At 63.7% G+C, this 12630-nt stretch carries 15 protein-coding genes; 8 read left to right on the top strand and 7 right to left on the bottom strand.

The window, feature by feature from the left end:
- Window positions 1-12 precede the first annotated feature (12 nt).
- The 3 genes from GSQ90_RS06265 to GSQ90_RS31980 are packed head-to-tail and all read right to left on the bottom strand — an operon-like array spanning window position 13 to window position 2356.
- The gene (locus tag GSQ90_RS06265; protein WP_210254826.1) at window positions 13-600 is read right to left on the bottom strand and encodes a hypothetical protein; all 588 of its coding nucleotides are present in this window, start codon (window positions 598-600) and stop codon (window positions 13-15) included.
- Window positions 591-1430 carry a DUF692 domain-containing protein gene (locus GSQ90_RS06260; RefSeq protein WP_158813905.1) on the bottom strand — a complete coding sequence of 280 codons (840 nt, stop codon included), beginning with the start codon at window positions 1428-1430 and terminating at the stop codon, window positions 591-593. Before GSQ90_RS06260 ends, GSQ90_RS06265 begins: the two co-directional genes overlap by 10 nt.
- Before the next feature lie 2 nt (window positions 1431-1432).
- Complete coding sequence (locus GSQ90_RS31980) at window positions 1433-2356, bottom strand: TIGR04222 domain-containing membrane protein (RefSeq protein WP_174247448.1); 924 nt, start codon at window positions 2354-2356, stop codon at window positions 1433-1435.
- A 159-nt stretch (window positions 2357-2515) separates the two neighbouring features.
- Here GSQ90_RS31980 and GSQ90_RS06250 point away from each other — a divergent pair, with 159 nt between their 5' ends.
- From GSQ90_RS06250 to GSQ90_RS06220, 7 genes are all read left to right on the top strand, one after another.
- On the top strand, window positions 2516-3373 hold the full coding sequence (locus GSQ90_RS06250; protein ID WP_158813904.1) for a branched-chain amino acid aminotransferase: 858 nt from the start codon (window positions 2516-2518) through the stop codon (window positions 3371-3373).
- Between the two features lie 129 nt (window positions 3374-3502).
- Window positions 3503-4276 (top strand): molybdate ABC transporter substrate-binding protein, encoded by a 774-nt coding sequence (gene modA, locus GSQ90_RS06245; RefSeq protein ID WP_158813903.1) that lies wholly within the window; start codon window positions 3503-3505, stop codon window positions 4274-4276.
- A gap of 20 nt (window positions 4277-4296) precedes the next feature.
- Window positions 4297-4503 (top strand): molybdopterin-binding protein, encoded by a 207-nt coding sequence (locus tag GSQ90_RS06240; protein ID WP_158813902.1) that lies wholly within the window; start codon window positions 4297-4299, stop codon window positions 4501-4503.
- A gap of 12 nt (window positions 4504-4515) precedes the next feature.
- Window positions 4516-5025, top strand: a complete 510-nt coding sequence (locus GSQ90_RS06235; protein WP_158813901.1) for a hypothetical protein — start codon at window positions 4516-4518, stop codon at window positions 5023-5025.
- A gap of 57 nt (window positions 5026-5082) precedes the next feature.
- Window positions 5083-5430 carry a winged helix-turn-helix domain-containing protein gene (locus GSQ90_RS06230; protein ID WP_158813900.1) on the top strand — a complete coding sequence of 116 codons (348 nt, stop codon included), beginning with the start codon at window positions 5083-5085 and terminating at the stop codon, window positions 5428-5430.
- A 213-nt stretch (window positions 5431-5643) separates the two neighbouring features.
- Window positions 5644-6405: an SDR family NAD(P)-dependent oxidoreductase gene (locus GSQ90_RS06225; protein WP_210254825.1), complete on the top strand. Its 762-nt coding sequence runs from the start codon at window positions 5644-5646 to the stop codon at window positions 6403-6405.
- A gap of 362 nt (window positions 6406-6767) precedes the next feature.
- Window positions 6768-7961: a tetratricopeptide repeat protein gene (locus GSQ90_RS06220; protein ID WP_158813899.1), complete on the top strand. Its 1194-nt coding sequence runs from the start codon at window positions 6768-6770 to the stop codon at window positions 7959-7961.
- On the opposite strand, the gene GSQ90_RS06215 is transcribed toward GSQ90_RS06220, so the two are convergent.
- The gene (locus GSQ90_RS06215) at window positions 7958-8512 is read right to left on the bottom strand and encodes a hypothetical protein (protein WP_158813898.1); all 555 of its coding nucleotides are present in this window, start codon (window positions 8510-8512) and stop codon (window positions 7958-7960) included. The genes GSQ90_RS06220 and GSQ90_RS06215 overlap by 4 nt on opposite strands.
- Window positions 8513-8731: 219 nt before the next feature.
- Window positions 8732-9259, bottom strand: coding sequence for a TetR/AcrR family transcriptional regulator (locus tag GSQ90_RS06210; RefSeq protein WP_158813897.1), 528 nt, complete (start codon window positions 9257-9259; stop codon window positions 8732-8734).
- 255 nt (window positions 9260-9514) lie between these two features.
- Between GSQ90_RS06210 and GSQ90_RS06205 the strand changes: the two genes are divergently transcribed.
- Window positions 9515-10486 (top strand): SDR family NAD(P)-dependent oxidoreductase, encoded by a 972-nt coding sequence (locus GSQ90_RS06205; RefSeq protein ID WP_158813896.1) that lies wholly within the window; start codon window positions 9515-9517, stop codon window positions 10484-10486.
- A gap of 8 nt (window positions 10487-10494) precedes the next feature.
- Here GSQ90_RS06205 and GSQ90_RS06200 read toward each other — a convergent pair whose 3' ends face one another.
- Window positions 10495-11325, bottom strand: coding sequence for an FkbM family methyltransferase (locus GSQ90_RS06200; RefSeq protein ID WP_158813895.1), 831 nt, complete (start codon window positions 11323-11325; stop codon window positions 10495-10497).
- Window positions 11326-11470: 145 nt separating this feature from the next.
- Complete coding sequence (locus GSQ90_RS06195; RefSeq protein ID WP_158813894.1) at window positions 11471-12463, bottom strand: hypothetical protein; 993 nt, start codon at window positions 12461-12463, stop codon at window positions 11471-11473.
- Window positions 12464-12630: the final 167 nt, after the last annotated feature.

The following is a 12630-nucleotide window of genomic DNA, read 5'->3' as shown; positions in this document are numbered from 1 at the left end:
GGCCCGGCAATTTCAACGCGTCAAGGACCATAAGCGATGGAAGAGCCGTCCTCCCGGCCGCCGCGCCCATAGGCCGAGCGTCGTTGCCGGAGCGATAGCGCTGACGGGGGCGCCGGCGTGAAGCGATGCGGCGATGGCGCCGACGGGATAGCCAAACCACAGCAACCGCAACCCGAATCGCCTGTGCGCGGCCTCGACGAAAGCCGCCTCGTAGCGAGCGAGATCGCCGGCCCATTTGGGCTCAAACTTGCGCTCATGAGCGAGCGCGGCGAGCCGCATCGCGAGCGCCCGCGCTTCTCTCACGCGGCTGGCGCCGGCCGGCGCCGATTGCGCGGCGGCGCGGAAATGACGGCCGAAAGCCTCGCCAAGCGCTTTGGCGGTGAGCGGCATCGCTTTGCGCGCGTCGAGCGCGCGTTTGGCTTTCAGGCCGCCGGCGAACTGACGCAAGGCTTTCGGCGCGATCGCCGCGAGCATGTTGGCCTCGCCTTCATCGAGCCCAAGCGAGCGCCCCGCGCCCTGCGGATCGCGCAGAAAGGCCGCGCGCGCCGCCTCGTCGGTGAACAGGCGCGCCAGCGCCGCCTGAACCGCGCTTAAGGCCATCGCCCGAGCCATCGGCCGATCGCGCGCGCCTTGTCGAGTTCATCCAGCAATTGGCCGAACGGCGGCAGGCGTTCGTCGCGCTCCAGGATGATGCCTTTCACCTTGGAGCGGGCGACCGCCGCCTCTAGCAGGCGCCAGACCTCCGGTGAGGTCGGCCCGTCGTGACTGTCGATCAGCACGCCCTCGCTGATGCGGCCGCCGGCAAAATGCATCTGCACGACGCGCTCCCATGGCCAGCGATCGAGTTCGGCCGAGACATCGCGCCCCTCGTTGACCGCATTGGTGAAGAGGTTGGTCACGTCGCACAGCCAGCCGCAATCGGCCTCGCTGAGCACCGCGTCGACAAATGCCGGCTCGTCCATTTCCGCGCCCGGAATCAACACCGTCGCGGTGATGTTCTCGAGGATCAGCGGAACCTTGATCCGCCGGCGGACGATCTCGACGTTCCGGACAACCGCGTCCACCGCTTCCCGCGTATAGGGCAGGCAGGCGAGATGGCCGATCGAAACGCCGCCGGCGCGCGTGAACGAAAGATGCTCGCTCCAATAGGGCGGATCGAGCCGGTCGATCAGCGCGGCGAAGCGATCGAGATAAGCGCTATCGATCCCCTCGGCGCTGCCGATCGACAGATCGAGCCCATGCGGGATCAGCGTGAAATGATTGGCGAGCAGATCAAGCTCATCAAGCTTTTCCTGGGCCGCGTCGAAATAATGATCGGCGATCACCTCCAGAAAATCGACCCTTTCGCGACTGGCGAACAGATCGGCGCGAAACGGCGCACGATAGCCAAGGCCGACCCCAAGAGGCGTGAGATCGGCGAGTGCGGCCATCGCTAGTCTCCTCCCCCGCCGCCGCAGCCGCCACACCCCCCTCCGCCACCGCCCCCACATCCGCCGCCGCCATCGCCGCCCGATCCAGACGATTGCGCGAACGCCTGGGCGAGCGCCGCGTCGGGCGTGCCCTTCAAGATGGCGAAGCCGAACAGGCCCACCATGAGCAGCGCGGCGCCGCCCGCCGCTGCGCTCCCCCCGATCCCCTCAGTCGCGGCGCCGAAAACGGCGCCGACATGGCCGGAATAGGCCAGTTGAATCTGCGCCAGAAAAGCCTTGCCGCGTTTGCTGGCGACGCTGGCGGTCTTCTTCCGGAATATCAAGAAAAGCGCGCCGCACGACCACGCCGTCTCGATGAACAAAAAGCCGAGATTCGACCGGCCGTGCATGATGGCCGCCCAGGCCTTGTAGGCGGCGAACGCGACGAGCAGGCCGCCAGCGATCGCCAACGCGAAATAGCCGGCGCGGCGAATCTCCGGCGGCGCGAGCAATTGCTGGGCCGACAAGCGTTGTTTGGCGGCGCCGCACAAGCGCTCCAGAGCGTTTCGCAGATCCCTGTCCGCGAACAGCGCGGCGATTTTCGGCGCGGGCGACACCGCATCGAAAACAAGGCGTTCGATAGGCGCGAGTTCCTGCGCGCTGACGCCGCTGGCCTGGATGCGCCCCTTCTCGAAGGCGATCAGCCCCTTCTGGCGGAGCGCATAGATCACCGTGCGAATGATTTCATTGATCCCGCCGCGCAAGTAGGAGAGTTCATAGGGATCGATATCGCGCGGCGTCGGGGGCGGCGTCATTCCGCCTGTCGTGTCCCGCGTCTCGAGGTAGAAATAAGCGCCGATCAGAACGACGCAGGCGAATATTCCGTAAAACATCAGGAAATCGGGGCCCCGCATGTCCGCGAGGGAATTATCGAGCAGCCAGCCCATGATTCGACCCCCTGGAGTCATCTGGCCGCGGCGAGGCGGCGAGATCATTTAACTTAAGCCCAAAATAGTCGTCGCAAACGCGTGATTTTGCGTTTCAGCCGCCTTAACTTACGGTCCGAACCTCATTTTCATCGAACTCTGGACGAACGAGAACCAAAAATGGCGGATTGGTCGCAGACTTTCACCTTTTTCGACGGCGAATGGATCGAGGGCAACAAGCCGATCCTTGGGCCGCGCAGCCATGCTTTCTGGCTCGGCTCCAGCGTGTTCGACGGCGCCCGCGCTTTCGAAGGCGTAACGCCCGATCTCGATCGTCATTGCGCGCGGGTCAATCGTTCGGCCAAAACTATGTGGCTGAAGCCGACGATGAGCGAAGAGGCGATCGCCGAGCTGGCGCGCGAAGGCGTGAAGAAATTCGCGCCGGGAACGGCCCTCTATATCCGCCCGATGTATTGGGCCGAACGCAACGGCGTTGGCTCTGTGCCGCCCGACCCCGATTCGACGCGCTTCCTGCTGTCGATCTATGAAGCGCCGCTGCCCGAGCCGACCGGCATAGCGATCACGCGCTCGGCCTATCGCAAGCCGACCGCCGACACCATGCCGATCGACGCCAAGGCCGGCTGCCTCTATCCCAATAATGCGCGCGCCCTGATGGAGGCGCGCACGCGCGGCTTCGACAACTGCATCCTGTGCGACGTGCTCGGCAATGTCGCGGAACTCGCCACCGCCAACATATTCATGGCCAAGGACGGCGTGATCAAGACGCCGATGGCCAATGGCAGCTTCCTCAATGGCGTGACGCGCCAGCGCGTGCTGAAGCTGCTCGGCGAGGACGGCAAGGATGCGCGGGAAGCAACCTTGAGCTTTGCCGATTTCGACGAGGCGGACGAGATCTTCGTGGTCGGCAATTTCGGCAAGGTGACGCCGGTGCGCCGCATCGATCAACGCGACCTGCAGCCCGGGCCGGCCTTCCGACGCGCGCGGGAGCTTTACTGGGCGTTTGCGCATTCGGGGTGAGGCGCTAGCGATCCTTCCCCCGAGGGGGAAGGGGAGCCATTACCGCCTAGTCTCTGCGTGCCAAGCGCTATATCCTAATGCAAATAGCGCGCAGCCACGGACCTGCCGCCAACAAATCCGGAAATATTTATGCGCCCACTGCTTCGCCTCGCGTCCATCGCCCTTTGCGTGGCGCTGCCGTGTGTCGCATGGCCCGCCCGCGCCGATGAACCCATCGTCGTCTTCGCCGCCGCGAGCCTGAAGAGCGCGCTCGATGCGGCCTCCGTCGCCTTTCATGCGGAGGGCGGCGCGGAGATCAAGATCAGCTACGGCGGCTCGCTCGCTCTGGCGCGCCAGATCGTCGCCGGGGCGCCGGCTGACATGTTCGCTTCGGCAGACGAGGAATCGATGGACGAAGCCGTCAAAGGCGCCGCAGTGAAGGCCGACAGCCGGTCCGATCTGCTCGGCAACCAGCTTGTCGTCGTCGCCCCCAAGCAATCGGCGACCGACACGCTCGCGCTCACCCCTGACGCTTTCGACAAGGCGATCGGCGCCGGGCATTTGGCAACCGGCGAGGTCAACACCGTGCCGGTCGGCCGCTATGCGAAGGAAGCTTTACGCAATCTCGGGCTGTGGAGCGTCGTCGAACCGCATCTGGCGATGACCGACAACGTGCGCGCCGCGCTCGCCTTTGTCGCGCGCGGCGAAGCGCCGCTGGGCATTGTCTATGCCACCGACGCCGTCGCCGATCCCACCGTCAAGGTCGTCGCCACATTCCCGGAGGCGTCGCATGCGCCGATCCTTTATCCCTTCGCGCTGACCGCCTCATCGCATCATGAAGCCGCGGCGAAGTTCCTGACCTATTTGAAGTCGCCCGCGGGGCGTGCGATCTTCGAGCGTCAGGGCTTCAAGGTCCTGAACTGAACCGGCAGGAGCGCCTTTCCATGAAAATCAGCGCGCGCAACATCCTCAAAGGCAAGATCGTCGAAATCACCAAGGGCGCGACGACTTCGCATGTGCGCCTCGATGTCAACGGCGCCATCGTCACGGCGTCCATCACCAATGAATCCGTCGACGAACTCGGCCTCGTCAAAGGCAAGGCGGCCTATGCGGTCGTCAAATCCTCGGATGTGATGATCGGAATCGATTAGGAGACGAAGCGGATGACGGGTCGCGCGATATCGGCATTCGGCCTCACGCTTGCGCTGGCGTTCGTTTGCAGCGGCGCGTGGGCGCAGGACAAGACAGGTTGCGATCAATTCAAATGGAGCGTGGCGCGCGAGCGCGCCTGGTTCGGCGCCGAACGCAAGCCTGTCGCTTCCGGCGCGACGATCGCGGCGGAGCAAGGCTATGCCGTCACCTTGGCCCCCAATGAATCCGTCGCGTTTCGCACGCCGCCGGAGAAGGCGCTGAAACCTGGCGGCTTCGGCGCGACGCTGGCCGTTGCGAATATCGACAAAGCCGGCTCCTATGAGATCACGCTGTCGGACGAGGGGCGGATCGACGCGGTCCAGGACAATTCTCTCGTAAAATCCACCGATTTCTCCGGGCAGAAAGGTTGTCCCGGCGTGCGCAAAAGCGTGCGCTTCGACCTGAAGGCCGGGCCCCTGACGGTCCAGATCAGCAACGCGCCGGCCGCCGCCATCGATCTGGCGATTGCGCCCGCGCAATAGGCCGCTTGCCGCGCCTCGCGATCCGACGCAACATCACGGCAAACGTCAGGGACGGCCATGCCGACGCGCCTCACGATTCGCCTTGATTTTGACGACAGCCGGCGGCTTGGCCCCGGCAAAATCGCTTTGCTCGAATCGATTGGCGAGACCGGATCGATTTCGGCGGCGGGGCGCGCCCATTCCATGTCCTACCGCAAGGCGTGGCTGCTAGTCGAAGAGATGAACCGCATGTTCGTCAAGCCGCTGGTCGCCGCCCGGCCCGGCGGAATCAACGGCGGCGGCGCCGAACTGACCGCCGCGGGCGCCCAGGTCATCGCGCTCTATCGCGCAGCGGAGCGCAAGATGCGGGTCGGCGCCAAGGCCGAGATCGCGCAGATGGAGAAAGCGCTGGCGGCGATCGGGTGAGATCGCGACTGTCATTGCGAGCGGAGCGAAGCAACCCAGGGGTCGAGGGCTTTGCTGAATTGTTCACAGTGTGCAATCAGAAAAACCGTGATCGCGCCGCTTTAGCTTGAATCGGTGAAGTCACGACTCGTGGGTTGCTTCGCTCCGCTCGCAATGACGATAGCGGCGGCCCTCGAATATCGGCGCACTTTCTTTCCACCCAAGGAGCAAGCTTTGTCATTCGCGCAATATCCCAGTCTCAACGGCGCTGTCGTGTTCGTCACCGGCGGCGCATCGGGCATCGGACGGGACATGGTCCGGGCTTTTGCCGCCCAAAAGGCGCATGTCGGTTTCGTCGACATCGATGTGGAGGGCGGACGCAAGCTGGCGGAGGAATTAACGAGCGCGGGCGCGACGGCGCGGTTCGAGCCCTGCGATCTGCGCGACATCGCGGCGCTTAAAAGCGCTTTCGCCAGGTTGAAGAGCGCTGTCGGGCCGGCCGGCGTCCTCGTCAACAATGCGGCGCGCGACGACAGGCATGGCTGGGAGGACGTGACCCCCGATTATTACGACGAGCGCATCGCCGCCAATCTTCGCCATATGTTCTTTGCGATCCAGACGGTCGCGCCCGACATGATCGCGGCCGGCAAAGGATCGATCATCAACTTCGGCTCGAATTCATGGTTCGAAGCGGCGGGCGGCATGCCCGTCTACACCACGTCCAAAGCAGCGGTGCATGGCATGACCCGCGCTTTCGCGCGCGATCTTGGCAAGCACCGCATCCGCGTCAACACGATCGTGCCCGGCTGGGTGATGACAGAGCGGCAGAAGGCCCTATGGGCCAAGCCTGAGGCGATCGCGCGCCACCTCGCCCGCCAATGCCTGCCCGACCTGATCGAACCGGTCTATCTCGCGCGCATGGCGCTGTTCCTCGCTTCCGACGATTCGGCGATGTGCACGGCGAATAATTATATGGTCGAGGCCGGATCGATATAGAAACGCTGCTAGGATCGCGGCGTGCCGGTCGCTTCGCCTTGCAATGCCGGCCGCAGCCTACCGCTATCAGAGACTCGACAAACCTAAAGCCTGCCGCCGCTGATGGCGTCTGATACCAAGCCTCTGAACAAGCCTCTGAAAGAGAGACTTTTTGATTATACTGGTTTGCTTGCCTGATCGTCATGGCCGCGCTTGTCACGGCCATCCACGCCGCGCCGCCGTCGCAAGACTTGAGAGCGTATCGCGTCAGCGCCGCGTGGATGGCCGGAACAAGTCCGGCCATGACGGCGAAGAGGCGGCGAGCGGCAAGTCAAGCTCGTCGAGTTCTAACCGCAACCGGATCGACGCGATGGCGGCAGTGTATGAAATCGGCGCATAAGCTCAAAATTCCAGTAATCGTATGGGTCGCCGCCTCATGCGGCGCCGGATTGCATATCGCCATAGCCCAGACGGCGAACTCGCCGGAGCCGCAAGCTGCCGTCACCGATTGCGATCGCGACGCCGCGAGCGACTTCGATAAAATGAGCCCCGTCGCCGGAATCCCTTTCAGCAAAATCGATCCGAAGACTGCCATTCCCGCCTGTCTCGACGCTGTGGCCAAAAACCCTGACTCGGCCAGACTGAATTTCCAACTGGGCCGCGCGTACGATGCGAACAAGGACTTTCCCAACGCGCTGAAATTTTTCCTGAAAGCGGCGAGGTCGAATTTCGCGCTCGCCGAAGTCAATCTCGGCTCCCTCTATTTCAACGGCCAGGGCGTCGAGAAAGATTACGGCGAAGCGGCCAAATGGGACCGGCTCGCCGCCGATCAGGGGCTCGCGCCGGCGCAAGCCGCTCTCGGATCGCTGTATGTCCTGGGCCAAGGCGTGGCGCGGGATTACGCGGAGGCGGAGAGGCTGCTGCGTCTGGCCGCTTCGCAAGGCTTCGCCCCGGCCGAAAACGCTCTGGGAGATTTATACGCTAGAGGTCAAGGCGTGGAGCGCGACGCCAGCCAGGCGATGAAATGGTACGCATTGGCCGCCGACCACGGCTATGGGCCGGCGCGAACGAGCCTCGATGCGCTCAACGCGATGGCCGCTCGCGACACGCAAACTCCAGCCGGCGGCGCTATCGCGACGCGCCCTCCAACGACATCGGACCCAAACGCTCCACGCTATGTCGAAGCTCCCGCCGGGGAAGGTTACTCGCCCGTCAAAATAACCGTGAAGCAGCCGGACAGTCGAATTTCGAACCGCGTCGCGGCGACAGCGATAGAAATAGCGCCCTCGTCTCCCGACTTCTCCATGACCGGCTTTGCGGTGAACAAGGGCAATTGTCGCGTCTATATCCAGGACCCGACCGCCCTGCTGATCGGCGGCGGCGCGCAAGCGGGTGAGAATAGTAGCGGGCGGCAAGCGGAAGTGGAAAAAATCTCCCTCATCCCGCCGCCCTTCAATCCGCCGGTAGCGGCGAAGCTTGGCCAATATATGACTTTTTATGTCGATCCATCCGTCTGCGACATTAGGGAAGTGGAGGTTCTCGTTAACGGATTCGAGTGGAAATGGACGCCGGGTTAAACGGGCGGAGGCTCTCCGCCGGGCGGCGACTTCGTCGCGGTCCATAGGGTCATGTCCCAGGCGTTGCGAATGCCGGCGAACAGTAAGGTCAGCAGCGCGGCGGCGATCATCTCGACGCTCGCCGGCCGTTGCATGAGCAGCAGCGCCGCCGCGATCAGCATCATGAGATATCCCAGCGCCGGGATCGCCGCGTAAAATATCCGGTCGCTGAGATCGACCTTGAACCTTCGCTGGATCATCAGGCGAAACACGATGCTTGCGCAATAGATCAGTCCGAGCAGCCATCCGGCGCCGAGCAGGCCGCCAAAACTCCACCAGCTCTGCGAGGGTACGCAGCCCCATATGCAAGTGAACAAAACCGCGGCGAAATGCACGACGGTCGGCGTGAGGAAAGAGTTCAGCGGCGTGCGGTGCTCTTCCCTGAACGCGCTGGCGCCGATCGACGCCGCGACGAACAAGAGGCCGACCAGCGTCGCCGAGGCCGCGCCGACGAGCGCGTAGAAATCGCGCCAGGCGTGAAGCAGATCGGCGAGCGAGGGGGACGTGTCCATGGATGGCGCCGATGTAAAGGGGCGGCAAAGTCATGCCATGCGGTCCGAGCGCTGTCACCCCGAGGAGATTGTCGCGAAGCGCAGCATGGCCAAACCTGTGGCGAATGCATTGCGTCCGCCTCGACAATCAACACGCGGCTTCTGCAAGCCGGCTGTTATTGCGAACGGACCGCGCTGATGTGAGAATTGCGTCGCGATGGCCGCGACCCGCGATAAAATCTACGGAGCGCGGATCGGACGCGGCGGCCGCAAGCCGTCCATCAGGATGTCGATCAGGCGTAGCGCGCTGGCCTGCCAGTCCGGGCTGGCGACGCCATAGGTGAAGCCGACCAGCGCCCGCAAAAGATCGTTCGAATCGACGTCCGGACGGATGGCGCCGATGGCGCCCGCGCGGTCCACGAGCAAACGCATCGCGTCGGTGATCTGTGCGCCCGAGGATGCATAGAGCTGCGATGCGCCGCCGCCGATAGACCCCAGAGCAGGCGCGATGACCTTCTTCGTGGCGACGTAGTCGACGAACAGCCGCATCCATTCGTGCAGAGCCTCGCCGGGCGCCAACGACGCGAGAAGGCGCGTCGCCGAACCGGCCAATTGCTGGACCTCGCGGCGGTAAACCGCCTCAACGATCGCGCCGCGAGTCGGAAAATGCCGATACAACGTGCCGATCCCGACGCCTGCGCGGCGGGCGATTTCGTCGAGGCTCACTTCCGCGCCGAGATCGGCGAACGCCGCCTTCGCCGATTCCATCAGCCGTTCGCGGTTCCGTTGCCCGTCCGCGCGCGGCTTCCGCAGGGGCGCCGCAGCCTCCGCATGCTTCTCTCGCGGTCTGCGAAGGGCTGGCCTCTCGGCCTTGGCGTTCACAATTTACAGTCCCTTGATAAACGGAGGGCCTCTCCGTATATGACGGAGACATCCTCCGCTTACAGGCCTCGCCAGCTTTTGGCAATCATCGCGGCCCGGCTTGGCGCGGATGGAGATTGACGCCAAACAGCGGAGAAAATCATGACCGGACCATTTGGAGCGACTTCGACAACGGACGAAGTCCTTGCAGGCGTGGACCTCAGAGGCAAGCGCATTCTCGTCACGGGCGCCTCCGCCGGGCTTGGCGTCGAAACCGCCCGCGCCCTGTCCGCCCATGGCGCCTTGGTGGTCGGCGCCGCGCGCGACCTGAACAAGGCCAAGGCCGCGACCGAAGAGGTTCGCGCCCAGGCCGCGAACGGCGGCGGGCTGGAGCTGATCGAACTCGATCTCGCCTCGCTCGCCAGCGTGCGCGCCTGCGCCGACGCCCTGGTTTCCGCCGGCAAACCGTTCGACCTCGTTATAGCCAACGCCGGAATCATGGCCTGTCCGAAGAGCCAGACGTCCGACGGCTTCGAAACCCAGTTCGGCACCAACCACCTCGGCCATTTCGTCTTCGTCAACCGCATCGCCTCGCTGCTGAAGCCCGGCTCGCGCCTCGTCAACCTGTCCTCGGCGGGCCACCGCTTCTCCGACGTCGACCTCGACGACCCGAACTTCGAACGCACCCCCTATACCGAGTTCGGGGCCTATGGCCGTTCGAAGACCGCCAACATATTGTTCGCCGTCGAGTTCGACCGGCGCCACAAGGCGAATGGGGTGCGGGCGACGGCCCTGCATCCGGGCGGCATCCAGACTGAGCTTAGCCGCTACTTGACGCCCGAGGTCAGGCAGCAATTGACAGGCCGCATTGAGCGGATCAATGCGGCCAATGCCGCGGCGGGCTTGCCGCCCTTTACCTACAAGACCATCCCGCAGGGCGCGGCGACGTCGGTCTGGGCCGGAATCGTCGCCTCCGCAGACGAAGTCGGCGGTCGCTATTGCGAGGACTGCCATGTGGCGCAACGCGTCGAAGGCGCGGAGGTCATGGCCGGCGTGCGCGACTATGCGCTCGACCCGGAGCACGCCAAGGCGCTGTGGGCCAAGAGCGAGGAAATGGTGGGCGAGCGGTTCTGACCGCTCGGCTAACCGCGCAGCGCTCCGGCGGCGACCGCTTGTTCCGCGCGCCCGAGTCTCGCGTTATCCACAGGTATGGCCAGCACGTCGTAGAAGCCGCCACCCGCGGCGAGGTTCGCGAGTTCGACCAAAGTGAAGGCGTCGTTATCAGAATTGCGCTCGCCGACATTGCGGAAGAAGCGATAGCCATAAGGGCGTAGAAATGTTTCGACATCGATATGGCCGACGCCGTAACGCGCCATTTGTTCGCCCACGATCTCGACATAAAGGAGCGGTCTGTCGCGAGCGATGACGCCCTCGGCCGAGCGCAGAACCGCGAGTTCCATTCCCTCCACGTCGATCTTGATCACCGCCGCGCGCCGCACACCGCCGAAGCAGGCGTGCAAGTCGTCGAGCTTGAACGTGACCGCGGCCTCGCCTGCGGAATCGGAAATGAAATAGGTGGCGCTGGTGTGTCCGCCAGTGCGGCGCGGCGTGTGTCGCCCCTCTTGGCCACCCGCTATGCCGTGCACCGGAACGACCCTCCCGACCAATCCCCGATTGCGGAGATTCTGCCAAAGCAACGGAAAACTCTGCGCGTCGGCTTCGACCGCGATCACTTTTCCGGTTTCTCCCGCCGCCGCCGCAAGCGGTATGGCGAAGCCGCCGATATGCGCCCCGATGTCGTAGACGAGATCGCCCTCATCGACGAAGCTGCGCAACAGCGCGATCTCATTCCGAGTATGCGCACCATAGGTTGCGATCTGTCGTGTAGCGAAATCATTCTCGAAGGCGACGAGGGGCCCGAAAATACTCTCCACGACAATTGTTGGCGATTGGACGCCGATCGGATTGCTCATCGCACGCGCACCATGCCGAGGAGGCCGGACATTAACCTCCGAAAAGGCGTTTTCGCAACGCGTGCATCGTTGCCGGCGCGCTGCTCGCCGCCCGCGACCTGATCGGTTTTTAGCGACCCAATGTGTTTGAACGATGTGAGAAAACTCATTGGCGCTCGCTGAAAGGCGCGCGCGGCCGCAGCCACGCGCGAACTTCCGCCGACAGGCGAAGCCGCGCGTCAAACAGGGCGCTTGCATCGCCCGCTCCATTCGAAGCGAGCCAATGATAGTGGATGTGGGCCAGCGGCGCGGGAACGGGCGTTGTCATCTCGTCAAGCAGATGAAGCGGAAAATTGTAAGCATCCGAGAGAATCTCTACGCGGCGGCCGCTCCGGACGGAGGCCAGAGAAAACGCCGCCTGGCTTGTCCCCCAATAAGCGCTGCCGGCCTTGCTGACTATTTCCGCGCCGCTTCTTATCGCAATGTCTCTGCCCTCCCAAGGCCTGAGGTCGGCCGCGACCAATCGCAGGAAATATTCCTCGGCGCGTTCAAAAATCCCACTGGCCCGGCGCGCCGCGAGAAGTCCGCCATTGTAGCTCGCGCGCACTCTCACGCGATCGACGGTCGTCCGGATGACGGGTATTTGCTCGTAGTCCACGCCAGCGACGGCGCAGAGCGCCCGCCAATATTCGTCGAACTCATCCCCCGGACCAGTCGTGCACATGCCTTTAACGTCAACCGGCCGGCCTGCAGCCCAATCGATCTTTGACAAGGCGTTCGGTTCCGCCACGAACAAGGAATCGCTGTCGACCTGCACCATGATCGGAGGCCCGGACCGGCGCGCCACATGAGCGAGCGCATGCACTTTGAATGAGGGCCCGTAGTCCGGACAGGCGCTGTCGATTTCGAGGGCGAGATATTCCGCTTGCAGACGATCGAGCATCTTGAGCGTCGCATGCGACGGGCGGCGGGATTTTCTGGGCGATACGACCGTGATCGCAGACGACGAAAGGGCTCCCCCGAAGCGCCGAATGCTCTCGCACAGCAAAAGCGCCTGTCTCTCAAGAATGCCGGCCTCGGCAATGAGGACAAACTCCACCTGCTGCGGCGCGGCGTCTCTCCGGCTGTCAACAGACTCTTCGTCATACATATCCGGCAATGGCGCCCCCCTAAAAGCACCATAGGCGAACGTCGCGTAGATTTTACCTTTATATCAAATCTACGGACCTCTTGGAGGCTGTCGCTAACCACGTTCGGCACGCAAGCGCTTTATTTTCAGTCGCTTGCAACGTGAAAAGAAGCGCGATCGGCGATCGCGCCTACAGG

The sequence above is a fragment of the Methylocapsa sp. S129 genome, from assembly GCF_009765995.1.
GTDB lineage: Bacteria > Pseudomonadota > Alphaproteobacteria > Rhizobiales > Beijerinckiaceae > Roseiarcus.
This window is presented reverse-complemented; position numbering and strand designations above follow the sequence as displayed.

Excerpts from the sequence above, each read along its gene's own strand:
- GSQ90_RS06235 (WP_158813901.1), top strand. The coding sequence starts at position 4,516 with ATGACGGGTCGCGCGATATCGGCATTCGGCCTCACGCTTGCGCTGGCG.
- GSQ90_RS06240 (WP_158813902.1), top strand. The coding sequence starts at position 4,297 with ATGAAAATCAGCGCGCGCAACATCCTCAAAGGCAAGATCGTCGAAATC.
- GSQ90_RS06220 (WP_158813899.1), top strand. The coding sequence starts at position 6,768 with ATGAAATCGGCGCATAAGCTCAAAATTCCAGTAATCGTATGGGTCGCC.
- GSQ90_RS06215 (WP_158813898.1), bottom strand. The coding sequence starts at position 8,512 with ATGGACACGTCCCCCTCGCTCGCCGATCTGCTTCACGCCTGGCGCGAT.
- GSQ90_RS06265 (WP_210254826.1), bottom strand. The coding sequence starts at position 600 with ATGGCCTTAAGCGCGGTTCAGGCGGCGCTGGCGCGCCTGTTCACCGAC.
- GSQ90_RS06205 (WP_158813896.1), top strand. The coding sequence starts at position 9,515 with ATGACCGGACCATTTGGAGCGACTTCGACAACGGACGAAGTCCTTGCA.
- GSQ90_RS06250 (WP_158813904.1), top strand. The coding sequence starts at position 2,516 with ATGGCGGATTGGTCGCAGACTTTCACCTTTTTCGACGGCGAATGGATC.
- GSQ90_RS06200 (WP_158813895.1), bottom strand. The coding sequence starts at position 11,325 with ATGAGCAATCCGATCGGCGTCCAATCGCCAACAATTGTCGTGGAGAGT.
- GSQ90_RS06210 (WP_158813897.1), bottom strand. The coding sequence starts at position 9,259 with ATGGAATCGGCGAAGGCGGCGTTCGCCGATCTCGGCGCGGAAGTGAGC.
- GSQ90_RS06260 (WP_158813905.1), bottom strand. The coding sequence starts at position 1,430 with ATGGCCGCACTCGCCGATCTCACGCCTCTTGGGGTCGGCCTTGGCTAT.
- GSQ90_RS06230 (WP_158813900.1), top strand. The coding sequence starts at position 5,083 with ATGCCGACGCGCCTCACGATTCGCCTTGATTTTGACGACAGCCGGCGG.
- modA (WP_158813903.1), top strand. The coding sequence starts at position 3,503 with ATGCGCCCACTGCTTCGCCTCGCGTCCATCGCCCTTTGCGTGGCGCTG.
- GSQ90_RS31980 (WP_174247448.1), bottom strand. The coding sequence starts at position 2,356 with ATGGGCTGGCTGCTCGATAATTCCCTCGCGGACATGCGGGGCCCCGAT.